24 protein-coding genes are annotated in these 22,078 nt (G+C 74.2%); 14 read left to right on the top strand and 10 right to left on the bottom strand.

The features are described from left to right. Window positions 1-22: 22 nt before the first annotated feature. Window positions 23-178, bottom strand: a complete 156-nt coding sequence (locus tag ABTY56_RS01965) for a DUF6131 family protein (protein WP_350625485.1) — start codon at window positions 176-178, stop codon at window positions 23-25. A 144-nt stretch (window positions 179-322) separates the two neighbouring features. Beyond that, on the bottom strand, window positions 323-1,885 hold the full coding sequence (locus tag ABTY56_RS01960; protein WP_350625483.1) for a threonine/serine exporter family protein: 1,563 nt from the start codon (window positions 1,883-1,885) through the stop codon (window positions 323-325). Between the two features lie 242 nt (window positions 1,886-2,127). Between ABTY56_RS01960 and ABTY56_RS01955 the strand changes: the two genes are divergently transcribed. Further along, window positions 2,128-2,538: a nuclear transport factor 2 family protein gene (locus tag ABTY56_RS01955; RefSeq protein ID WP_350625481.1), complete on the top strand. Its 411-nt coding sequence runs from the start codon at window positions 2,128-2,130 to the stop codon at window positions 2,536-2,538. Window positions 2,539-2,584: 46 nt separating this feature from the next. On the opposite strand, the gene ABTY56_RS01950 is transcribed toward ABTY56_RS01955, so the two are convergent. After that, window positions 2,585-3,247: a TetR/AcrR family transcriptional regulator gene (locus ABTY56_RS01950; RefSeq protein WP_350625479.1), complete on the bottom strand. Its 663-nt coding sequence runs from the start codon at window positions 3,245-3,247 to the stop codon at window positions 2,585-2,587. A gap of 175 nt (window positions 3,248-3,422) precedes the next feature. Here ABTY56_RS01950 and ABTY56_RS01945 point away from each other — a divergent pair, with 175 nt between their 5' ends. Together ABTY56_RS01945 and ABTY56_RS01940 are read left to right on the top strand one after the other, a co-directional pair. After that, on the top strand, window positions 3,423-4,052 hold the full coding sequence (locus ABTY56_RS01945) for an SRPBCC family protein (RefSeq protein ID WP_350625477.1): 630 nt from the start codon (window positions 3,423-3,425) through the stop codon (window positions 4,050-4,052). 85 nt (window positions 4,053-4,137) lie between these two features. After that, entirely contained in the window at window positions 4,138-4,311 is a 174-nt protein-coding gene (locus ABTY56_RS01940; protein ID WP_350625475.1) for a CsbD family protein, read from the top strand. Between the two features lie 98 nt (window positions 4,312-4,409). Here ABTY56_RS01940 and ABTY56_RS01935 read toward each other — a convergent pair whose 3' ends face one another. Beyond that, window positions 4,410-5,081, bottom strand: coding sequence for an ankyrin repeat domain-containing protein (locus ABTY56_RS01935; protein WP_350625473.1), 672 nt, complete (start codon window positions 5,079-5,081; stop codon window positions 4,410-4,412). Between the two features lie 161 nt (window positions 5,082-5,242). Beyond that, complete coding sequence (locus ABTY56_RS01930) at window positions 5,243-6,646, bottom strand: FAD-dependent monooxygenase (protein WP_350625471.1); 1,404 nt, start codon at window positions 6,644-6,646, stop codon at window positions 5,243-5,245. An 85-nt stretch (window positions 6,647-6,731) separates the two neighbouring features. On the opposite strand from ABTY56_RS01930, the gene ABTY56_RS01925 reads away from it, so the two are divergent. From ABTY56_RS01925 to ABTY56_RS01905, 5 genes are all read left to right on the top strand, one after another. Then, window positions 6,732-7,391 carry a TetR/AcrR family transcriptional regulator C-terminal domain-containing protein gene (locus tag ABTY56_RS01925; RefSeq protein WP_350625469.1) on the top strand — a complete coding sequence of 220 codons (660 nt, stop codon included), beginning with the start codon at window positions 6,732-6,734 and terminating at the stop codon, window positions 7,389-7,391. 249 nt (window positions 7,392-7,640) lie between these two features. Further along, window positions 7,641-9,467: a phospholipase C gene (locus ABTY56_RS01920; RefSeq protein ID WP_350625467.1), complete on the top strand. Its 1,827-nt coding sequence runs from the start codon at window positions 7,641-7,643 to the stop codon at window positions 9,465-9,467. Window positions 9,468-9,726: 259 nt separating this feature from the next. Beyond that, window positions 9,727-10,506, top strand: coding sequence for an HAD-IIA family hydrolase (locus ABTY56_RS01915; protein ID WP_350625465.1), 780 nt, complete (start codon window positions 9,727-9,729; stop codon window positions 10,504-10,506). 83 nt (window positions 10,507-10,589) lie between these two features. Then, window positions 10,590-11,042, top strand: coding sequence for a hypothetical protein (locus ABTY56_RS01910; RefSeq protein ID WP_350625463.1), 453 nt, complete (start codon window positions 10,590-10,592; stop codon window positions 11,040-11,042). 243 nt (window positions 11,043-11,285) lie between these two features. After that, on the top strand, window positions 11,286-11,510 hold the full coding sequence (locus tag ABTY56_RS01905) for a hypothetical protein (protein WP_350625461.1): 225 nt from the start codon (window positions 11,286-11,288) through the stop codon (window positions 11,508-11,510). 226 nt (window positions 11,511-11,736) lie between these two features. Here ABTY56_RS01905 and ABTY56_RS01900 read toward each other — a convergent pair whose 3' ends face one another. Next, window positions 11,737-11,973, bottom strand: a complete 237-nt coding sequence (locus ABTY56_RS01900; RefSeq protein ID WP_350625459.1) for a DUF6296 family protein — start codon at window positions 11,971-11,973, stop codon at window positions 11,737-11,739. 186 nt (window positions 11,974-12,159) lie between these two features. Here ABTY56_RS01900 and ABTY56_RS01895 point away from each other — a divergent pair, with 186 nt between their 5' ends. From ABTY56_RS01895 to ABTY56_RS01885, 3 genes are all read left to right on the top strand, one after another. Then, the gene (locus ABTY56_RS01895; RefSeq protein ID WP_350625457.1) at window positions 12,160-12,798 is read left to right on the top strand and encodes a DUF6328 family protein; all 639 of its coding nucleotides are present in this window, start codon (window positions 12,160-12,162) and stop codon (window positions 12,796-12,798) included. A gap of 166 nt (window positions 12,799-12,964) precedes the next feature. Next, on the top strand, window positions 12,965-14,269 hold the full coding sequence (locus ABTY56_RS01890; protein ID WP_502893006.1) for an AI-2E family transporter: 1,305 nt from the start codon (window positions 12,965-12,967) through the stop codon (window positions 14,267-14,269). A gap of 245 nt (window positions 14,270-14,514) precedes the next feature. After that, the gene (locus ABTY56_RS01885; protein ID WP_350625455.1) at window positions 14,515-15,285 is read left to right on the top strand and encodes a sigma 54 modulation/S30EA ribosomal C-terminal domain-containing protein; all 771 of its coding nucleotides are present in this window, start codon (window positions 14,515-14,517) and stop codon (window positions 15,283-15,285) included. Window positions 15,286-15,385: 100 nt separating this feature from the next. On the opposite strand, the gene lpdA is transcribed toward ABTY56_RS01885, so the two are convergent. Continuing rightward, window positions 15,386-16,792 carry a dihydrolipoyl dehydrogenase gene (gene lpdA / locus ABTY56_RS01880; RefSeq protein WP_350625453.1) on the bottom strand — a complete coding sequence of 469 codons (1,407 nt, stop codon included), beginning with the start codon at window positions 16,790-16,792 and terminating at the stop codon, window positions 15,386-15,388. A 303-nt stretch (window positions 16,793-17,095) separates the two neighbouring features. Further along, window positions 17,096-18,619, bottom strand: coding sequence for a M28 family metallopeptidase (locus ABTY56_RS01875; protein WP_502893009.1), 1,524 nt, complete (start codon window positions 18,617-18,619; stop codon window positions 17,096-17,098). Between the two features lie 284 nt (window positions 18,620-18,903). On the opposite strand from ABTY56_RS01875, the gene ABTY56_RS01870 reads away from it, so the two are divergent. Beyond that, window positions 18,904-19,080: an antitoxin gene (locus ABTY56_RS01870; protein ID WP_350625451.1), complete on the top strand. Its 177-nt coding sequence runs from the start codon at window positions 18,904-18,906 to the stop codon at window positions 19,078-19,080. A 210-nt stretch (window positions 19,081-19,290) separates the two neighbouring features. Here the strand turns inward: ABTY56_RS01870 and ABTY56_RS01865 are convergent, their stop codons facing one another. Beyond that, complete coding sequence (locus tag ABTY56_RS01865; protein WP_350625449.1) at window positions 19,291-19,476, bottom strand: hypothetical protein; 186 nt, start codon at window positions 19,474-19,476, stop codon at window positions 19,291-19,293. An 84-nt stretch (window positions 19,477-19,560) separates the two neighbouring features. Between ABTY56_RS01865 and ABTY56_RS01860 the strand changes: the two genes are divergently transcribed. Together ABTY56_RS01860 and ABTY56_RS01855 are read left to right on the top strand one after the other, a co-directional pair. Then, on the top strand, window positions 19,561-20,151 hold the full coding sequence (locus tag ABTY56_RS01860; protein ID WP_350625447.1) for a TetR/AcrR family transcriptional regulator: 591 nt from the start codon (window positions 19,561-19,563) through the stop codon (window positions 20,149-20,151). After that, complete coding sequence (locus ABTY56_RS01855) at window positions 20,148-21,530, top strand: MFS transporter (protein WP_350625445.1); 1,383 nt, start codon at window positions 20,148-20,150, stop codon at window positions 21,528-21,530. The genes ABTY56_RS01860 and ABTY56_RS01855 overlap by 4 nt, the downstream gene beginning before the upstream one ends. On the opposite strand, the gene ABTY56_RS01850 is transcribed toward ABTY56_RS01855, so the two are convergent. Continuing rightward, entirely contained in the window at window positions 21,517-22,044 is a 528-nt protein-coding gene (locus ABTY56_RS01850; RefSeq protein ID WP_350625443.1) for a DinB family protein, read from the bottom strand. The genes ABTY56_RS01855 and ABTY56_RS01850 overlap by 14 nt on opposite strands. Window positions 22,045-22,078 lie beyond the last annotated feature (34 nt).

Here is a 22,078-nt window from a genome sequence, read left to right as displayed (position 1 = left end):
CGGGATCGGATCACCGGCTTCGTCAGTAGTAGTGGCGGCGGCCGCCGACGGCGTGGCCGAGGGCGCCGGCGACCCACAGGACCAGGCCGACCAGGAGCAGCACGATGCCGATGGTCCACAGGATCGAGAAGCCGGTGACGAAGCCGATGATGAGCAGGATGACGCCGAGCACGATCACGGGAGCCTCCCGGGTTGACGAGGGGGGACGGGTGTCGAACGGGCGGCCTCTCGACGCCGCCCGCTCTCGGCCCGCTTCACAGCTGCGCGTCTACCGCGCCGGCCGCCCGCCAAACCGCCCGGCCGCCACCGGTTCGATTGCCCGTCACCGGCGGTGGCGGCCACCGCCCCGGCGGGCGGGCGGGACGGCGCGCGGGGCGGGCAGGAACAGCCGGGCCAGCTCGCGGCCCAGGTTCACGCCGATCGCGAGGGCCATCGACATCGCGACGGCGCGCCCGATGCCGCTCAGCCCGACCTCCGGCCGGCCCCGGACGAACGCGAGCATCCCGAAGTACAGCACCGACCCGGGCAGCAGCGGCCCCAGCGCCGCCGTGACGTGCGGCAGCACCGGGCCGCCCCGGTAGCGCGCCATCAGCTGGCCGGACAGGCCCACCAGCCCCGCGGCGAGGCCGGTGGCCAGCATCGGCTCCGCGCCCGCGTTGGCCAGCACCCCGTACGTGGTCCAGCCGGCCGCACTGTTGAGCATGACCGCGGGCAGCGCGCCCGGCTCGGTGTTCAACAGCACCGCGAAGGTCAGGGTGAGCAGCACCGCCGCGGCGAGCTGCAGCGGCGGGTTCACCGCTCCGGCCGGAACGTCCTGGGAGGCGAGGTCCGCGCCGTTGTTGACGCCGACGTAGAGCACCGTCATCACCCCGATCACCACACCGGCCATCAGGTACAGCGCCTCCAGCAAACGGGCGGCGGCGGTCAGGTAGAAGCCCGCCAGGCCGTCCTGGGCCGCCGCCACCATGGGCCAGCCCGGCAGCAGCGCGAACAGTCCGCCGGTGATCACCACCGATCCGCGCAGGTGCAGGCCGTTGAACGACAGCAGGATGCCGATCACGGCCGCCGGGGTCGCCGCCACCACGAAGCGGTAGAAGGCCGGGAGGTCGTGGCGCGCCACCAGGGCCGAGAGCCGGTCGCCCGCCAGCGCGGCGGCGACGGCGCTGGCGAACACCAGCCAGGCCCGGGCGTCGGTGCGACCGCCGACCAGCAGGGTCGCGGCTCCGGCCAGCAGGCCGCAGCACAGGAGGAGCAGCCAGCCGGGGTAGCGGCGGCCGCGCCGGTGCACGGCCACGAGCCGCTCGTACGCCTCGTGGACCGGGACGCCGCCGGCCGTGATCACGGTGACCAGCCGGAAAACGGCGGCCAGCCGCGCGTAGTCGCCGGCGGGGCTGCGCACGGAGCACTCCGCCGTCAGCGACGGCTCGGGCGCGCCCGGCTGGTAGGAGATCGCCACCCGGGTGAAGGTCACCTGCGGGTCGCACGGGTGGACGCGGTAGGCCCGGACGACGGCGAGCATGGCCGCTTCGACGTCCTCCGCCGCCTCACCGCTGGCCAGCAGCAGCTCCCCCACCAGCAGCGCGAGGTCCAGGACCCGGGCCGGCTCGGCCGCGCCCGGCCGCCCCGCTCCGGAGGCCTCCCCCGCCAACCTGCGCTCGGCCGCCGGGGTGCGCAGCAGCGGCAGCATCCGGTCGGGCCAGGGGTCCGCGGGGTCGGCGCCCGCCTCGGAGCCCGTGGAGTCGCTGCCCGCGGGATCCACCGGGGCGTGCCCGGCGTCGCTCGCGGACGGTGGCAGCTGCGGCGGCACCCTGCCGGACTGCGCGCCGGACTGCACCGGAGGCCCTTCCGAACCGGCACGCGTGCCGAGCGGATCGTGTTCCGACATCGTGACTCCCTGGACCACCCCCCTGGCACTCTTTGCACCTGATCAACTACCCGGAGTGACAGACTCGCGAACACTCCGACGCCCGGCGCGCGCTCCCCGGCGGAGCGCGACGGACCGTACACGCCCCATCGTCGCGGGTGTGCCGTTCGCGGCCGGGGTGACGGGGCCGGGGTGGCGCGGGGTCGCGGCAGACGGCCCGGTCCGCAGGCGGGGGCCCGGGGAGCGGCCGTAGCATCCTGACCATGGCCGAGAGTGACGAGGCGCAGGTCGCCGATCTGATCCGGAGCTGGGCTGCCGCGGTCCACGCGGGCGACCTCGACGGGGTCGGCGCCGACCACGCGGCGGACATCGTGATGTTCGACGTGCCGCCGCCGTACGAGGGCGTGCGCGGGCTCGACGCGTACCGGGAGACCTGGCCGCCGTTCTTCGAGTGGCAGGCGCAGGGCGCCTCGTTCGAGATCGAGTCGCTGGCGGTGACCGCCGGTGCGGACGTCGCCTTCGCGCACGCCCTGCTGCGCTGCGGCACCCCGCAGGACTTCGCCGACCGCCCGGCCCAGCGACTGCGGTTGACCGTCGGGCTGCGCAAGGAGGACGGGCGCTGGCTGGTCGCGCACGAGCACCACTCCTTCCCCGACCCGGGCGAGGCCTCGTAGGACCGCCACACAGGGGCGCCGCCAGGACAACGACTCGGGGGCGCCGTCAGGACAGGGGCGCCGTCAGGCCGTCCAGTTCGGCTTCGAAGAGCAGCTCGGGGTGGAACCCCATGCCGGTGAAGTGCCCGGCGAGTTCCAGGGACAGGACTCCGTGCAGACGGGTCCAGAAGGCCAGGAAGCGGTGCAGCGCCGCGGGCGTGGCGGGATGGTCGCCGACCCAGTCCCGGTGGGTCGCCAGGTGGTCGGCGAACGGCGTTCCGGGCGTGCCGGCCGGAGCCGGGGCGAGCGCGGCGCAGGCGCCGAGCAGGGTGCGCATGATCTCGTCGGCGATGGCGGTGGTGTCCTCGGGCGCGTGGTAGCCGGGGACGGGGGTGCCGTAAAGCAGGAAGTACCGCTGCGGGTCCGCCAGGGCCCAGCCGCGCAGGGTGCGGGCGAGCCCGGCGAGGTCGGCGCCGTCGGCGGCGGCCGTGTCCAGCGTGTCGGCGAGGCTGCGGTAGGCGTCCCGGACCAGCTCGGTGATCAGCTCGTCGCGGCCGGCGAAGTAGCGGTAGAGCGCGGGGCCGCTCAGGCCCATCTGCTTGGCGATCGCATTGAGGGAGAGCGCGGAGGCGCCCGCCGTGGCGATCTGCTGCCAGGCATGCTGCTTGACCTCCTCGCGCAGCTGGGCGCGGTAGCGCTCGCGCGGGGTGTCCGCGCCCGTCTTCGCCATGGCCTGCCCGCTCCCCGATGGTCTGACTACATGCTCACGCTTTCGTTAGAGGTTATCACGGAAGCTCTTGACGCCCCGGGTGCTGGAGCGTTAGAACTTCTAACGAACGCATGAGCATCTAGCTCAGAGCGACCGCGCCGTCCCTCCCGACGGCCCGTCAGCGAAGGGGAGTCCCATGTCCGCGATCCGCAGCACCGGTGTCCGCGCCGCCCTCGTCACCGTCCCGCTCGTCCTCGGCCTGCTCGGCACCGCCGCGGCGCCCGCCGGGGCCACCGCCTCCCGCCACGACACGCCCCTCACCTGCCGCGGGGCCGGCGTCGACCCCGACGCACAGGTCCGGTACCGGACCGAGGCGGTCGTCCACGCGCCGCTGCGCACCGTCTGGAAGGTGCAGACCGACATCGCGCGCTGGCCCGCCTGGCAGGCCACCGTGTCGACCGCCGAGCGCCTCGACCACGGACCGCTGCGCCCGGGCTCCGCGTTCCGGTGGAGCACCCCGCTGCCCCCGAACCCGGCCACCACCGCCACCAGCCTGGACATCACCTCGACCGTGCGGCAGCTGCGGCCCGGCTCCTGCATCCGCTGGACCGGCCCGGCCGACGCCGCGGGGCTGCACATCGACGGGGTCCACGTGTGGAACTTCACCGAGGTCGACGGCGGCGTCCTGGTGCGCACCGAGGAGACCCACACCGGCCCCCAGGTCGACGCGAACGTCCCCGCCGCCACCGCGCTCCTGCGCCAGGGCCTTGACGGCTGGCTGCACGACCTGAAGGCCGCCGCCGAGTCCGACGCGCGGGCGAACTGACCGCGCTCCGGCGCATGGAACCCGGCCACCCGGGCAGACGCCGCCCGGGGCGGACCTCGCCCCGTCGACGAGAGGAGCACCTGCCATGGGCACCGAGGACAAGATGCGCAACATGGCGGAGAAGGCCGGCGGCAAGGCCAAGGAAGCCGTCGGCAGGGCCACCGGCGACCGTTCGACCGAGCTCAAGGGCAAGGGCGAACAGGTGAAGAGCGACCTGAAGCAGGCCGGCGAGAAGATCAAGGACGCGGGGAAGCACTGACCCGGCGAGCGGGGACCGTCCTCGGACGGTCCCCGCCCGCTGCGGTCCGCACCGCGGTACCGGCCGCACTCACCGCGCGGCTGTGACCGAGGCGCCGGTCACCACCCGCTCTCGACCAGCACGCAGCCGTCCGGGGTGATGTGGTGGGTCTGCCCCGAGCCGCCGACGACCCGGCTGTGGCTCTTCACCGTGAGCCGGGGAGCGGTCCCGACGTCCTCCAGCCGGACGGCGAAGCCGCCGTACATGCCGGGCACCGGGAACCACAGGGCGGCGTCGGGCAGTTCGGTCAGCACGGCGACCTGCGGCAGCAGCAGCGCGGAGCTGATGCGGTCCGCCTCGGTGCGCACCCGGATCAGCGCGTGCAGGTAGTGCTCCACCGCTCGCAGCACGCCCTCCGGCACCGGGTGCACCGGCGCCGGCTCCAACAGCGGCACCAGCGTGTCGCGGCCGAGCCGGATCGCGACGTCCACCGGTCGCTCCCCGTCCGTCGACCGCAGGGTGCGCCAGGCGCCGGCCGCGACCAGCCGCTCGACGACCTCGGCCGGGGCGTCGTGCCAGGCTGCCTGGTGCAGCGGCGCCCACCCGCTCCTCCCGCCGATCCGGCGGGCGTTGGCGAGCCCGGACGACGTGGCCGGCAGCTGTGGCCCGGCCACCGCCGCCAGTACCGCCGGCCACGCGCCGCGGTGCACGGCATCGGAGAGACGGTCCAACTCGGCCTGGTACTGCTCCCGGTAGACGCCGCGCTCGGCGACGCCGTCCCACTCGGCCATGTGTCCTCCCCCGGTCCGGCCATGGATCCCTCCATCATCGGGCCGGGTGCCGGGCGCTGTGTCACCGGGGTACGGCCGGTGCCGGGGTCAGGGCCGGGACCCGGCGCGGGCCGCCGTGGTGCCTCCCCGGGCCGGGGGCCGGGGAGGCGTCGCGCGGCCGGTCAGCCGGCGAGGAGGCCGTGGCGGGCCGCGTAGTCGGCGAGGCCGTCGGGGGTGCTTCCGGCCCAGCCGAGGTAGCCGTCGGGGCGGACGAGGAAGACGCCGGTGCCGTACGCCTCGTAGGCCGGGATGCGGACGACGGGGGCGGTGACGGCGGGCAGCGGGTCGTCGGTGCCGACGGTGAGCAGGGTCCAGTGCGGGCCGCGGAAGGCGTCGAACAGGCGGGTGCCGCCCCGGCGGCCGTCGGGGGCCCGGTCGCCGGCACGCAGCGCGCCCTCCGGGAGGTCCGGGCGGGTGTCCACGGCGAGCGAGGACTCCCGGTAGCCGAGGCCGAGTTGCTGGGTGGCCCGGCCGCGGCGCTCCTCGCCGCGGTGGACACGGGTCGACAGGGCGAGCATCGCCGCCGCGTTGGCCCGGCGCTCCTCCTCGTAGGTGTCGAGCAGCGACGCGTCGGCCCGGCCCGCCAGGACGGCGGCGAGCTTCCAGGCCAGGTTGTACGCGTCCTGGACGCTGGTGTTGAGGCCCTGCCCGCCGGCCGGCGAGTGGACGTGCGCGGCGTCGCCGGCGAGGAAGACCCGGCCGGCGCGGAAGCGGTCGGCGAGGGCCGCGCGCGGGCGGAACTCGGAGGCCCAGCGCAGCTCGGTGACCTGTTCGGCGGTCAGGTGGGAGCGGGCGGCGACCACCGTGCGCAGACCGTCGAGGGTGCCGTCCACGGCCGTCCCCTCAGGGAACTGGGCGATGAGCTGGTAGTCCTCGGTGCCGCCGAGCGGGCAGATGGCCAGCAGGCCCTCGTCGGACTGGAACACGTGCCAGTACTCGCGGTCCAGCCCGGTGACCCGCACGTCCGCGACCAGCATCGGGGCCGGGTCGACCGTCTCCCCGGTCATCCCGATGCCGAGCAGCCGCCGGACGGTCGAGCGCCCGCCGTCGGCCGCGACGAGGTAGCGGGCCCGGACCGGGGCGCCGGTGGCGAACTCGGCGGTCACGCCCGCCTCGTCCTGGGTGAGGGCGACCAGCTCGCGGCCGAACGCGACCTCGCCGCCCAGTTCGCGCAGCCGCCCGTACAGGACCTGCTGGGTGCGCCACTGAGGCAGCATCAGCGTCTCGGTGTACGGCTCGGACTCGGACGGCTCGGTCGGGTCGTACATGCTGCGCCCGCCCTGCGGTTCACCGTCCTTCCAGAACAGGTTGGGCGGGTAGTGGCCCGCCACCGCGCGGACCCGGTCGAGCACGCCGAAGTCGTCGAGGACCTCCAGCGTGCGCGGCTGCAGGCCCTTGCCGCGCGAACCGGGGAAGAGCTCCGTGCCGCGCTCGACCGGCAGCGCGGTGACGCCGTGCCGGGCGAGGTCGAGTGCGAGGGCGAGGCCGGTGGGCCCGGCGCCGATGATCAGGACGTCCGTGTGCATGCCGCGAGCAGGCACGGCAACCCCCTTAACGTTGTTAAGTAGCCGATGTCGGAAGCGTGCACTTAACGGCGTTAAACTGTCAAGCGTGACCCCGCAGAAGACCCCCAAGCTGGACCGCAAGCAGGTCGTCGACGCCGCCCTGAGGCTGCTCAACGAGGTCGGCCTCGACGGCCTCACCCTGCGCGCCATCGCCGCCGGACTCGACGTCAAGGCACCCGCGCTGTACTGGCACTTCAAGGACAAGCAGGCGCTGCTGGACGAGATGGCGACCGAGATCATGCGCCGCATGACGGCGCGGACCGCCGAGGCGGGCGGCGGCACGCCCGCCGGCGACTGGCGGGGCACGTACCTCACGACGATGCGCACCCTGCGCGCCGAGCTGCTGCGCTACCGCGACGGCGCGAAGGTGTACAGCGGAGCCCGGTTCACCGACACCTCGTACGCGGCCGGCCTGGACGCCTCGCTGCGCGTGCTCATCGACGCCGGCTTCACCCTCGCCACCGCCACCCGGGCCTGGTACACGGCGTACAGCTACACCATCGGCTACGTCATCGAGGAACAGGCCATGGCCCCCAATCCCTTCGACGGCGACGAGGGCTACGACGTCGAGGCCCGCGCCGACCGGCTGGCCGAGCACCCGCTCGCGGCCGAGGCCGGCCGGGCGATGTTCGTGGACTTCGACGAGGGCTTCGAGCAGGGGCTGGCCCTGGTGCTGGCCGGGGTCGAGTCCGTGCTGGCCGGCTGACGGCCGGTCGACCGCCACGACCGGACCGATGGTTGACGAACCGTCGGCCGCCCGACGTACCCGAACCGATTCGAGGCCCGAAAGCTCCCCCTCGGCCCACCCCGGTTCATCCCGGGTTCACATGCACATGTAAATTGCGTTCACCTCGCCCGTCTACCTTCATGGCGCTCCACCGCTCCAAGATCCACACGAAGATCCACGCGGCGGGGCCCCTACTCCGAAAATGACATGACGTTCGAGGTACCAACCATGCACGCAGTTCCCACCCGCTCACGGTGGCTCCGGCACGGCGCCGGCCTGGTCGGCGCGCTCTCGCTGGCGACCTTCGGCGGCGCGCCCGCGGCCTTCGCGGCCGACGCTCCGCAGACCGCCACCCCGATCAAGCACCTGGTGGTGATCTTCCAGGAGAACGTCTCCTTCGACCACTACTTCGGCACCTACCCGAACGCGGCCAACACCGCCGACGACAAGGTGAAGTTCACCGCCAAGCCCGGCACCCCGAAGGTCGACGGCCTCTCCGACGACCTGCTCCACCACAACCCGAACGGGACCAACCCGAAGCGGCTGAGCCCGACCCAGGCCGTCACCTGCGACCAGGACCACACCTACAAGGATGAGCAACTCGCCTTCGACGGCGGCAAGATGGACAAGTTCGTCGAGCACACGGACGTCGAGAGCTGCAAGGCTCCGATGTTCACCCAGCCCGGCCTGGTGATGGACTACTACGACGGCAACACCGTCACCGGCCTGTGGAACTACGCCCAGCGCTTCGCGATGAGCGACAGCTTCTTCGGCACCAACTACGGCCCGTCCACCCCCGGCGCGCTCAACCTGGTCACCGGCCAGACCCACGGCGGCTACCCGGTCGACCCGAAGACCGGCCAGAAGACCACCGACGCCTACGTGGTCGCCTCCCCGGACGCCAACGGCGTCGGCACCGTCATCAACGACCCGGACCCGGGCTTCGACGAGTGCTCCAACCCGCAGCACAACCAGCTGGTCATGACCGGCAAGAACATCGGCGACCTGCTGAACGACAAGGGCGTCACCTGGGGCTGGTTCCAGGGCGGCTTCAAGCCGACCGGCGAGAAGGACGGCAAGGCCGTCTGCGGGGCCGCCCACGACAACATCGTGGGCGCGTCGCAGACCGACTACAACCCGCACCACGAGCCGTTCCAGTACTACAAGTCCACCGCGAACCCGAAGCACCTCGCGCCCAAGGACGTGGACGAGGTGGGGCACAACGGCCAGGCCAACCACCAGTACGACCTGACCGACTTCGACGCCGCCCTGCAGCACGGCAACCTGCCGGCCGTCAGCTACCTCAAGGCCGCCAACTACCAGGACGGCCACGCAGGTTACTCCGACCCGCTGGACGAGCAGCACTTCGTCGTGGACACCCTGAACAAGCTGCAGAAGTCCAAGGACTGGGCCTCCACCGCCGTCGTCATCGCGTACGACGACTCGGACGGCTGGTACGACCACAAGTTCGCCGAGCCCGTCAACGGCTCCCGGGACGCCGCCAACGACGGCCTCAACGGCCCCGGCCAGTGCGGCAAGGACGGCGGCGCGGGCGGCTACGCCGACCGCTGCGGCTTCGGCCCGCGCCTGCCGCTGCTGGTGGCCTCCCCCTTCGCCAAGGCCAACTTCGTCGACCACACGCAGACCGACCAGACCTCGGTCCTGCGCTTCGTCGAGGACAACTGGAAGACCGGCCGGATCGGCGACGCCTCCTTCGACGAGCACGCCGGCTCCATCGAGGGCATGTTCGACTTCAAGAACCCGCAGTCGGCGACCCTCCTGCTCGACCCGGCCACCGGCCAGCCGGCCGGCGCGGCCACCCCGACCGGCGGGCCCACCGGCGGCGCTTCGACCTCCGCCCCGACCGGCCCGACGGACGGCTCCGGCAGCGGCACCGCCGTCGCGGCGCCCACCAGCGGCGCGTCCGGCCCCGCGCTGGCCACCACCGGTGCGGACTCCAACACCCTGCCGATCGCGGCCACGGCCGTGGCGCTGCTGGCACTCGGCGGCGGCGCGGTCTACGTCACCCGCCGCCGGCGCGGCCGCCGCGCCTGACGACCCGTCCGGCGCGCGGCGACTCCGGTACGGGGTGACGCGCGGCGACATCAGCAGCGGCAGCGACACGACCCGACTCCGGTAGGCGCCGACACCGACACCGCCGGGCCCTCGACGGGCCCGGCGGTGTTCGCGCGTCCGGGGCGGGCAGGAGGGCGTCCGGGGCGGGCAGGAGCCCGTCCGGGGCGGGGACGAGGCCGTGCACCCGCCCACCGGCTCGGCAGCGCGCCCCGGCCGGTGCCTCGCTATGGTCGGGGGCATGGGACGAGGCCGGACGGCACTGCTCGACATCGACGGCGTGCTCACGGTCGGCTGGAAGCCGCTCCCGGGCGCCGTGGAGGCCCTCCGACGGCTCGACGGCGACGGCGTCCGGTACGTCCTGCTGACCAACACCACCTCCCGCACCCGGCGTTCGATCGCCGACACGCTCGCGGCGCACGGCTTCCCGGTCGGCATCGAGCAGGTGCTCACCGCGCCCGCCGCCACCGCCGAACGCCTCGCCGGCACCCGGTGCCTGCTGCTCAACAGCGGCGACATCCACGACGACCTGGCCCCGCTGCGGCTGGTGGACGACCCGGCGGACGCCGAGGTGGTGCTGATCGGCGGCGCCGGGCCCGAGTTCGGGTACCGGGAGCTCGACCGGGCCTTCGCCGCCCTCCGCGGCGGGGCACGCCTGGTCGCCATGCACCGCAACGCCTACTGGCGGACCCCGGCGGGCCTCCGGCTGGACAGCGGCGCGTTCGTCGCGGGGCTGGAGTACGCGACCGGACTGCGGGCCGAGGTGGTCGGCAAACCGGCCGGGGCCTTCTTCGCCGCGGCGCTGGCCCACCTGGGGGTCGCGGCGGCCGACGCCGTGATGGTCGGGGACGACATCGAGTCCGACGTGCTCGGGGCGCAGCGCCACGGGATCGGCGGCGTGCTGGTCCGCACCGGCAAGGCGGCCCCGGGCGCGCCGGAGCGGGGGGACGGCGCGCCGGACCACGTGCTCGACTCGGTGGCGGACCTGCCGGAGCTGCTGGCCCGGCTGCGCACGGGCTGAGGCCGCGGCTGCCGGGGTGCGCGAGCCGCGCCGCCGGTCGTAGAACGGAAGGGAACGAACCCGACCCGGGAGGAGGCGCGGCCATGGGCCTGCCCCTGGCGGCCGGACACGTGCTCGTCCGGCTGGGCGACGGCCCGCAGCGGGTGGCGGAGGCGGTGCTCGACGCGCTGGAGGCCGCCTTCCCCACGCACACCGGGCGCGGGCGGACCAGGATCGGCAACGCGTGGGAGGACCCGGCCACCGTGACCTCGGAGGGCACCCGGGTGGTGGCCGGAACCCAGTCCGGCGGCGTTTCGGTGCGCCTCTCCCAGGCCTTCGACGCGCACGATCCGCACGGTGCACACGATCCGCACGGTGCGCCGGACCACCCGATCGCTCCGGCGGGCGGGATCGGCGCGGAGCTGCTCGGCGCGCCCGAGGACGTCGGACGGGTGCTGGACGTGCTCGCCGGGCTCTGCGCGACGGAGGAGGAGTCCCGCGAGGAAAAGGGCCCCCAGCTGGCCGTACGGCTGCACCTCGGGCGGCCTCGCGGGTAGGGCCCCGGCCGCGCGTCTGCCGCCGTCGTAGCAGGGTGGACGCGGACGGCAGCAGACCGGTGACGCACGTTGTGCGGACCGGCGGCGCAGACCGGCTGCTCCGTCCGGGGGCCACCATGGTCGTGGACCGCCTCCGCTCGCGCCCCCGGGCGCAACCATCCCACCGGGTCTTGCCCGGTGGCCGTTCGGCAGACCCCCGGCGAGCATGGACTGACCGAGCCCCCGCGATCCGGAGGTAGTGCCGTGTACGAGATGTGGGCCGAGCACGACCCGGCGGTGTCCCCGCCCGCCGTGGTGTGGCACGTGGTGGCGAAGGACGACGCGTCGTCCTCGCTGTGCGGACGGTTCCTCGAACCGTCCCAGCGCGTCGTCCCGGCGGGGGACGGCACCGGCTCGGCCGGGCCGGACCGGTACTGCGATCCCTGCCTGGTCACCGTGCGTGAGGCCTTGGCGGCCAGCGCCCGGTAGCGGCCCCCGTCACGGCAGCCGTCACACCCGACGCTCGTCCCGGTTCCCGTCCCGGATCTCGAGACGGCGTTCGTGTCAGCGCTGGTGCCGGACCCCGGTCCGGCCCCCGTTCCGGCTCGTGTCACGCGTTCCGGCACGTGTCACGGCGAACGCCGCGGCCTCGGTCGCGACGTCCGCCCTCCGTCCTTCGTCGGCCGCGGTGCCCCGTGGTCGCGGCCCTCGTTCGTCACGGCAGTGGCACGGCCAGCAGACAGGGGTGTCGGCTGCCGGCTCCCTGGGCGGCGAGGACCGTGGCCACCTCGCCGCTGATCTCCACCCGGAGTCCACCGTCCGTGCTCTCCCAGACGATGCCTCCGTCGGGCCCGACGGCCTGCGTCTCGTGAACGACGACGACGGCCGGTGGAGCGTGCCCGCCGATCGGGCCGGGGAGCGTCACCGCGTAGCGGTGCGTGAGGCTTCCCATGACGGCCTCCTTCTCCCCCCACCCTGTGTCAATGATTCTCCTCCCGCACCGGGCCGGTTGTACACGGACCGCCCTTCTCTTCCGGCCGTCCGCGGTGCCCGGCCGCCTCGGGTGGATTCGGCTCGGCGTTTGCCCGGTCCGGGCCCGGCTACACGCACCGGTGGAGCTGGACTCGGAGGCGATCCCATGACCACGACGCCGGACACCGACCGGAACGGTCCCGCGGGCCGTCGCACCGGCGGACGAACCGGCCGGCGCGAGTCGCCCGAGGAACGGGCGGACCGGCGCTGGGTCGACCTGCTCCAGGAAGTGCGGGTCGCCCAGACCGGCTCCCAGGTGCTCTTCGGCTTCCTGCTGAGCGTGGCCTTCATGCCCCGCTTCGCCGAACTCGGCGACTTCGACCAGGGCCTGTACGTGGCCACCGTCGTCCTCGGCGCACTCGCCACCGGCTCCCTCGCCGCCCCGGTCGCCTACCACCGGATCTTCGCCGGACACCGCCTCAAACCCCAACTGGTGATCGCGGCAGCCCGGTTGGTGGCGACCGGCCTGGTCCTGCTGGCACTGACCATCAGCTCCGCACTGCTGCTCCTGCTCCGGGTCGCGACCGGCGACTCGGCCTTCTCCGGCTGGATCGCCGGTGCCGTCATGCTCTGGTTCCTGTGCGCCTGGCTGCTCCTCCCGGTCCTCCACCTGCGCCGGCACGACGGACAGCCCTCCTCGCCGCCCGCCGGAGCCGGGACCGACCCGCCGGCCGGAGCCGGGACCGCGCCTCCCGCGCGCGATCCGCCGACGTCCGCCCCGCCGACGTCCGGCGAGCAGCCGTGACGCGGGCACCGGACGCGGCGTGCGGGCCGCACGCGGCAGGTGCGGGACGGCCCCGGCCGGAGAAACTGGGTGCAGGACTTCCATCCGGGAGGCTTCCATGGACAGCAGAGTCGCCACCGCGGGCCGCGAGCGGGCCGCATGACCGGGCCCTCGGAATGAGGCGCCGGTGAGCCCCCGCCCGGAACGCGAGCCGCCCGGTTCCACCGGACCGGGCCGACGGGCGGTGCCGCTCGGCAGCCGCCGCCCCCGGGTGACGCGGCGCCGCGACGGCTCGACGGCGCCACCCGGAGGCCGGGCGCCCGCCACCGAACGGGTGCCCGCCGGACTGCGGACCGCCGCCGGGTACGCCTGGCGCCTAGGGCTGCTCGGCGTCGGCGCCTACCTGATCGTGGACGTCCTGGCCCGGCTCGAACTGCCGCTGATCGCGCTGTTCCTGGCCCTGGTCATCACCTCGGTGCTGCGCCCGCTGGTCGACCTGCTGGCCAAGGCGATGCCCCGCTCGTTGGCCGTCCTGCTCGCCTTCGTCTGCACCATCGTGGTGATCGGCGGGGTCCTGACGCTGGTGGGCACCACCGTCGCCGACGAGTGGAGCCGGCTCGGCAACGAGCTGCGCGGCGGCCTCGGCCGGATCGACCGCTGGCTGACCGGCTCCCCCTTCCACCTGCGGCCCGGCACCGTCACCGACCTCCGGGCCAAGATCGGCGACTTCATCTCCGCCCACCGCTCGACGCTGGTCAGCACCGCGCTCAGCGGCGCCGGGCGGGCCGTCGAACTGCTCACCGGGCTCGCGCTCGCGGTGTTCTGCTCGGTGTTCTTCCTGCACTCCGGCGACCGGATGTGGTCCTGGGCCCAGCAGCAGCTGCCCGCCCGCAGCAGTACGGTCTGGGACCGGGCCGGGCGGGCGGCCTGGCGCACCTTCGCCGGCTACACCCGCGGCGTGCTGATCGTGGCGGCGACCAACGCGGTGCTGGTCGGCATCGCCCTGTCGATCCTCGGGGTGCCGCTGGTCCTGCCGCTGACCGTGCTCGAGTTCGTGGCGGCGCTCATCCCGCTGATCGGCTCCCCGATCGCCCTGGCCATCGCCTCCGTGGTCGCCCTGGCGGCCCGCGGCCCGGTGATCGCGCTGCTGGTGCTCGCCCTCATCGTGGTCATCGGCCAGATCGAGGGCCACCTGCTGCACCCGCTGGTGCTCGGCTGGTCGGTCCGGATCCACCCGGTGGTCATCGCCCTGTCGGTGATCGGCGGCGCCGTCCTGGGCGGTGTCCTGGGCGCGGTGGTGGCGGTGCCGGTGGTGTCGGTCGCCTGGGCGGTGATCGGCGAACTCCGCGACGTGCGGGCCCACCGTGCCCCGGCCGGACGCTCACGGCCCGACCCCCCGGCGGACGGCCGACCGGCGGACGACCGACCGCGTGGCCGGAAGGACCGGCGTCGGCGCCCGGATCAGGCCGAAGACGGCCAGGACGGCCGCTGAGTGCGCCTCGGCGCTGACCGGCAGCAGGCCGGCCGACACGGCGAGCAGCACCGACAGCCCGGATGCCGGCACCCGGCCGGCGGCTCTCGGCACGCGGTCCGGCCCTTCCCCGTGTGGCCGGCCTTTCGGTGCAGGTCAATGCCCGGCGGGCCCATGAGCTGGGGTCGTTGGGCCCTGGCCGGGGGCTCGGGGGGTCGGGATTCTGGTCGGCGGATGCGCCGGACGGGAGTGGAAGGGCCTGGGTGATGGGCGAGTTGGTGGCGGTGAGGGCGTTCGAGGGGTTGACGGGCGAGGTCCTGGCCGAGGCACGGGCCCGGGTCGCCGCTGCGGCGGTGGCTCCCGGTGTGGGGACGCTGGTGGAGGCGCTGCGGGTCAGGCTGGCGTCCGTGGCCGACGGTGTGCTGGTGCAGGTGAACGCGGAGGTGGACGGTCGGCGGATCCGCGTGCAGGAGCTTGCGGCCGAACCGGGCGACTCCCTCGACCGGGTCGCCGACGCGCTGCGCGGCAGGATCCGGGCCGTCACCGGCGTGTGGGCACCGCGCCCGTGGCCCGCTCACCGGACGGCTGCCCTCGCCGCTGCGCCCGTACCGGCCGTACCGGCCGTACCGCCCGTCGAGGCCGCCGGCCTGGGCGCAGGCTCCCGGATCGTCCGGCGCAAGGAGCCCGCGCTGGTGTGGTGTTCGCCGGAGGCGGCCGCCCGGACGATGGACGCGATGGACTACGACATCCACCTCTTCACCGATCCGGCGACCGAGACCGATGCCGTCGTCTACCGCGTCGGGCCGACCGGCTACCGCCTCGCCCGTACCGTCGCCGCCGGGCCGCCCGGCCGCCGCACCGCGCCGATCACCCTGAGCCCGCACGGCGCGCCCCGGCTGACCGAGGCGCAGGCCGTCGAGCGGCTGGAGGGCGCCGAGTTGCCGTTCCTGTTCTTCGCGCATCCCGCCGACGGGCGCGGCCGCGTGCTCTACCGGCGGTTCGACGGCCGGCTCGGCCTGATCGCGGGCCGGGCCTGAGGACCCGGCCCCGGGGACCGCGGGCCCGAACGCGCCGTGCCCCGTCGCGCAGGAGCTCGGCGGGGCACGGCGGGGCACGGCGGCGGTCAGGACGGGTGCGTCACATGTTGATCATGTGGCCGGCGAGGCCGTGGATGGCCTCCTTGACCGCCTCGCCCAGGGTCGGGTGGGCGTGCACGTTGCGGGCGACCTCGTGGACGGTCAGGTCCCACTGCTGGGCCAGCGTCAGCTCGGGCAGCAGCTCGGTGACCTCGGGGCCGATCAGGTGGGCGCCGAGCAGCTCGCCGTGCGTGTTGTCGCTGATGACCTTGACGAAGCCGATCGGGTGGCCGAGGCCGTGCGCCTTGCCGTTGGCGGTGAACGGGAACTTGGCGACCTTGACGTCGTAGCCCAGCTCGCGGGCCTGCGCCTCGGTGTAGCCGAAGGAGGCGATCTGCGGCTGGCAGTAGGTGGCGCGCGGGATCATGACGAAGTCGACCTCCATCGTCTCCGCCCCGCCGATCGTCTCGGCGGCGATCACGGCCATCGTCTCGGCGGCGTGCGCGAGCATCAGCTTGGCGGTGACGTCACCGATGGCGAAGATGTGCTCGACGCTGGTGCGGCCGCGGCCGTCCACGGCGATGGCGTTGCGGTCGGTCAGCTTGACGCCGGTGTTCTCCAGGCCGTAGCCGTTGACGCGCGGCGCGAAGCCGATCGCCTGGAGCACCTTGTCGGCCTCCAGCACCTTCTGCTCGCCGTCCTTGGTGACGGTGACGCGGACCTTGGCGTTGGCGTCGCTGTCGTCGATCGACTCGACCCGGGTGGAGGTCAGCACCTCGATGCCCAGCTTGCGGTACTGCTTGGCGAGTTCGGTGGAGACCTCGACGTCCTCCAGCGGCACCACGCGGTCGAGGAACTCGACGATGGTGACCTTCACGCCGTAGTTGTGCAGCACGTACGCGAACTCGACGCCGATCGCACCGGCGCCCGCGATGATGATGCTCTCCGGCAGCTGCTCGGTGAGGATCTGCTCCTCGTAGGTGACCACGCGGTCGCTCAGGCTGGTGCCGGGCAGCAGGCGGGTGGTGGCGCCGGCCGCGATGACGCAGTGGTCGAAGGTGACGACGTCGAAGCCGCCGCCGCTGAGCGCGACCTGGATGGTGTGGTCGTCGACGAAGGTGCCCCAGCCGTCGTACTCGGTGATGCCGTTCTTCTTCATCAGGTAGTGGACGCCCTTGACCCGGCCGTCGGCCACCGTGCGGCTGCGGCGGAACGCCTCGCCGAAGTCGAAGGTCACCTGGCCCTCGACCTTGATGCCGAAGGTCTTGGCCTCCTTGGTGAAGATGTGGGCGAGCTCGGCGTTGCGCAGCAGGGCCTTGGAGGGGATGCAGCCGACGTTGAGGCAGACGCCGCCCCAGTACTTGGCCTCTATGACCGCGACCTTCAGGCCGAGCTGGGCCGAGCGGACGGCGGCGGTGTAGCCGCCGGGGCCCGCGCCGAGGACGACGACGTCGTAGTGCGTGCTCATGTTGCTGACTCCTCCGAGGGTGTCACGGTGTCGTGATCTCGGTCCCATGGTGGCAGGACCGGGCCCGGCGCACCCACCGGGTCTCGGCGGATGCGCTCCGCGCGGCACCGTACCGTCCCGGGGGCCGGATTGTCAGTGGTCTCCGCTACGGTGACCGCACCGGCGCCCACCAGGGGCGATGACGGAGGGGAGGGAGCGGATGGCGAGGAAGCGCACGGTGTGCGCGGTGCGAGCGGCGCGAGCGGTGTGTACGGCGGGCGGGTGGGCCCGCCGCCCGAGGACGGCAGCGGGCCCACCCGGGCGTCAGGCCGCCACTTCGTCGGCGCAGCCGCTCACGCCGCCGGTGCCTGCGGCACTCGGGGCGGCCGCGGCGGCCGCGGCCTTGTCGGACGGGGACTGCGCCGGTACGGGCCGTTGCAGCGAGGAGAGGTCCCAGGCGTAGGTGCCGACGGCATGGGCGATCACGTCGATGTTGACGTCGAAGGCGTCCATGTCGAGGTTGCCCAGGTTGTCGCAGGCCTTGTGGTAGCAGGAGTCGTACGCGGCGCCCGCCGTGCCGCCGTAACGCTCCGCCTGCTCCGGGGACTTGATCTTCTCGGCGCCGGTGTCGGTGCCGCCGGCCGGGATGCCGGCGTCGATGAACGGACCGTAGTCGGAGCGGCCGTCGAAGGCGGTCGGGTCGTGCGGCAGGCCGAGGCCGTCCAGGTAGCCGGTGATGTCCCGTTCGATCTGCGCCGAGCCCTCGGGTCCGGCGCCGCCGCCGGCGCTGCCGGAGCCGTTGTAGACGAACTGCGCGTGGTTGGGGGATGCGATCATGTCGAAGTTGAGGTAGAGCCGGATCTTCTTCTGATCCGCCTCGGAGAGTGACTTCACGTACGCCTCGGAGCCCTTGAGGCCGAACTCCTCGGCGGACCACCAGGCGAATCTGACCTTGTTCTTCACCGGGTGGACGTTGAGGTTCTCCGCGACCTCCAGGATGCCCGCCGAGCCGGAACCGTTGTCGTTGATGCCCGGCCCGGCCGGGACGGAGTCGAGGTGCGCCCCGACCATCACGGTGTTGTTCGGATCGCCGCCGCGGGTCTCGGCGATGACGTTCCAGGTCTTGCGCGGTTCCATCGTGGTGCGGATGTCGAGGGTCACCCGGACGGGCCCGGCGGCCGCCTCGGCGGCCAGGGCCTCGCCCGCCGCCCTGGTGATCCCGCCGGTCGGGACCTTCCCGGCCGTCGGGTCCCCGAGGGTCCCGTTGAGGTCGCCCTCGGCGTTGTTGTAGATGAGCGCCCCGGCCGCGCCCGCGGCCGCCGCGGCCGCCTGCTTCTGGGCGAAGCTGCACCCGCCGCGCCGGATCAGGGCGATCCGCCCGGTGAACCCGCCGGCCGGGTAGTCGGTGGGCGCGCACCCGGTGGTGGCGCTGACCGGGGCGACGGCCAACTCGGCGGTCAGGCCCGTCTCCGGGCCGCCCACCGAGTACGTCATGGCGATCACCGGCACGGACTCGGCCTTCGGGGACACCACGTCCAGGCGCTGCGTGCGGGCCTCGAAGAAGGTGTACTCGAACTCCTGCTTGGACACCTTGAGCCCGGCGCGCCGTGCCCGCTCGTAGACGTACTGCGCGGACTGGTCGTGGCCCTTCGAACCGGCCACCCGGGTACCGCCGTTGCGGTCGGCGAACCGCTGCAGCGCGGCCAGGGTGTCGTGGGCGGACTCGGCGTCGGCTGCCTCGACCAGCCGGGCGGCCAGCTTGGCGCCCTTGCGCGCCGGGTCCGGGTCGGCCGCCGCGCTCCCGGCACCGGTCAGCAGCAGCGGGGTGACCAGGGCGGCGACGGTCAGGGCGGCACCCGCGCGGCGCCGGGCGACGGCGGTACGGGGGTGCCGTAACGGGGTGGCGGTGTCGGGCCGGGTGGTGTGGTCGTGCCGGGTGGAACGGTCGAGCGGGGCGGTCGAGCGACGGGTGCGCAGCTTCAAGGCGACTCCTTCCGACGGGCCGTGAACTCACGATTTGACAGGACCGGAATCGCCTTGCCAAGCCCGCCGCGCACCCCGGCGGGATGCGCGCGGGGGGATGCGCGGTGATATTGGAGGAGTGGGGCCGTCTCATCCGGGAGTGTGACCACATGTCCATGATGGATAAGCTCAAGAGCCTGCTGAAGGGCCACGAGGACCAGGCCGACAAGGCCGTCGACAAGGCAGGCGACGCCGTCGACGAACACACGCAGGGCAAGTACAGCGGCCAGGTGGACTCTACCCAGGAGCAGATGAAGAACCAGTTCCGCGACGAGCCGCCGCAGTAGCAGGCCGTGGCGGACGCGCGGAGCGGGCCGTAGCCCTCCGTGTCCGCCGCCCCGGTCCGGCCCCCGGCCGGGCCGGGGTTCGGGTTTCCCGGGGTTCGGGTTTCCCGGGGTTCGGGTTTCCCGGGGGCTCCGGTTTCCCGGGGGTTCCGTTTCTCCGGGGGTCGGCTTCTCGGGGGCTCGGCTTCTCCGCGGGTTCGGCGCTCTCGGGTTTCAGGTCGAACGGCGCGCCGCGTCCCCGGGTGCCCCGGCCTCGCGCGACGATTCGTCCGCGCGCGGGGCGCCGTCCTCGACCGCGCCGCAGTGCTCGCACGGTGCCGGGCCGGGCCGCTCGCGCAGCCGTCCGCACTCCGGGCACACCCGCTCCAGCCAGCAGGCCGACTCGCCGCCTTCGTCCATGCCCCGATTCTGCCCCGATTCTGCCCCGGGGCCTCCCGGGAGGGCGAGTAGACACTGTCTACGTGCTCCTGGTAGACAGTGTCCATGACTGATCAGGACCGTGACCTCCGCGCCCGACTGGTGGCCGCCGGCGTCGAACTGGTGGCCACCGGGGGCGTCCAGGCGCTCGGCCTGCGCGAGATCGCCCGCCACGCCGGGGTCTCGCACGGGGCACCCCGCCGCTACTTCCCCACCCACCGCGAACTGCTCGCCGCCATCGCCCGGGACGGCTTCGGCAGGCTCACCGACGCCCTCGCCGGTGCCGACGCGCTCGCCGTCGGCACCGGTGCCGGCGCCCGCGGCCGCCTCGACGCGCTCGCCCGCGCCTACCTCGGCTTCGCGGCCGCCGACCCGGGCATGTTCGAGCTGATGTTCCGTCACGACCTGCTGGAGGGCAGCGGTGCGGAGCTGCGCCGCACCACCGTGCCGCTGTTCCGCACCTTCGTCGGCCTGGTCGCCGAGCTGCACCCGGGCTCCGACGACCCGGCCGTCGCCACCGCCGCCCTCTGGTCCAACCTGCACGGCCTCGCCCAGCTGCGCGCCTGGGGCAGCCTGCGGCTCATCACCGGCAGCGAGGACGTCGATCCGCTGCTGCGCGCCGCGCTGGACGCCCACCTCGGCCCGGCCGCCCGGTGACGCCGCGGCTGCACCGGCGGCTCACCCTGGCCGCGAGCATCACCGGTGCCGTCCTGGTCGCCCTCGACGGCACCGCGCTGACCGTCGCCCGGCCCGTCCTCCAGCACGACCTGCACGCCTCCGTCGCCGCCGCGCAGTGGGCCGGGACGGGCTACCTCGTCACCGTCGCCGCCCTGCTGGTCTTCGCGGGCCGGCTCGGCGACCGCTACGGACACCGACGGGTCTTCGCCGTCGGCGTGACGGGCTTCGCCGCCACCTCGGCCGGGATCGCCCTCGCACCCGGCATCGGGTGGGTCATCGCCCTGCGGGTGGTGCAGGGCGTCGCGGGCGCCCTGCTGCAGCCGGCCACCCTCGGCATGCTGCGCGCCGCCTGGCCCGCCGACCGGCTGGCCGGCGCGATCGCGGCGCGCACGGCGGCGATCGGGCTCGCGGCCGCGGCCGGGCCGCTGGTCGGCGGGGCACTCACCGCGCACTTCGGCTGGCGGTCCGTCTTCGTGTTCGGCCTGCTCCCGGCCGGCGCCGCGCTGCTGGCGGCCCTCGCCGTGCCGGCCGCGGCACGTCCCGAGGCGGCCGTCCGGGGCGGCGGGCTCGACCTGCCTGGTGCGGCCCTGCTCGCGCTGGCACTGGCCTGCCTGGTGCAGACCCTGGTCGCCCTCCCGGACTCCGGCTGGTCGGCCGGCACGGCGCTCGGCCTCGCGGCAGCCGCCGCCCTCGCGGTGGCCCTGGCCCGGCACGAGCGGCGCACCGCCCGTCCGCTGCTGCCGCCCGCCCTGCTCCGCTCGTCGGCGGTCGCGCCGCCGCTCGGCGTCCTGCTCGCGGCCTCGGCGGCACTCCAGGGCGTGCTCTTCCCGGCGACGTACTACCTGCAGGACGTGCTGGGGCTCGACCCGCTGCAGAGCGCCCTGCGGGCGGCGCCGCTCGCGGTGGCGATGATCCTGACGGCGGCGACCTCGGCCCGGGCGGCGCGCCGGCACGGCGAGCGGGCCGTGGTGCTGGCGGGAACGGCCCTGGTCACCTCGGGTACGCTGCTGACCGCCCGGCTCGGGCCCGGTTCGGGGACCGTCGCCATCGCCGGCTGCTTCCTGCTGCTGGGCGCGGGCTTCGGCGCGGTGATGGCCACCGCCACCGCGTTGGTGGTCCGGGGTGCGGCCGCCGCCGAGGCGGGCGTCGCGGGCGGACTGCAGCAGACCATACTGAACATCGGCCCCGCCCTGGGCATCGCGCTGGCCACCACCGTGGCCGGCCGTGCGGAGCCCGGCGCGGCGCTGACGCCCTCCGCACTGGCCATGGCCGCGGTGGCGGCGGTCGGCATCCTGCTCGCGGCCCGGCTGCCGGGTCGGACGGCCGATCGGCAAGGGGAGTTCGTCACACGCCCGTGACCCCGTCGAGGCACTCGCGGAGCAGGTCGGCGTGGCCGTTGTGGCGGGCGTACTCCTCGATCAGGTGGACCAGGATCCAGCGCAGCGAGACGGTCTCCGAGCCGACCGCCGCCGCGGCCTGCGCGGAGAGCGGGCCGGCCGCGTCCAGGGACGCCCCGGCGGTCAGCTCGCGCCCGTGCTCGACCTCCGCCTGCCAGCGCGCGAGCGCCTCGGCCAAACCCCGTGCCCGGTCCAGTCCGTACCCGTCCGGGTTGTCCGCACCGTAGACCGGCGACACCTCCCGGCCGGCGAACACCCGCTGGTACCAGGTGCGTTCGACCTCGGCGAGGTGCTGGACCAGGCCCAGCAGGGTCATCGTCGACGGCGGCACGGCCGCCTGTCGCACCTGGCCGTCGTCGAGATCGGCGACCTTCGTGGCGAGCGTGGCCCGCTGGAAGTCCAACCAGGCTTCCAGCATGGCGCGTTCGTCGGCGTGCGCAGGCGGAATCGGCCGCCCGTCCGGAGTGGATGCCATGCCCGTTACTCTGGCACAGCCGAGGCACAGCCGA

The organism is Kitasatospora sp. NPDC097691 (assembly GCF_040302665.1).
Taxonomy (GTDB): domain Bacteria; phylum Actinomycetota; class Actinomycetes; order Streptomycetales; family Streptomycetaceae; genus Kitasatospora.
The sequence above is the reverse complement of the archived record's forward strand: the minus strand, read 5'-3'. Positions and strand labels throughout refer to the sequence as shown.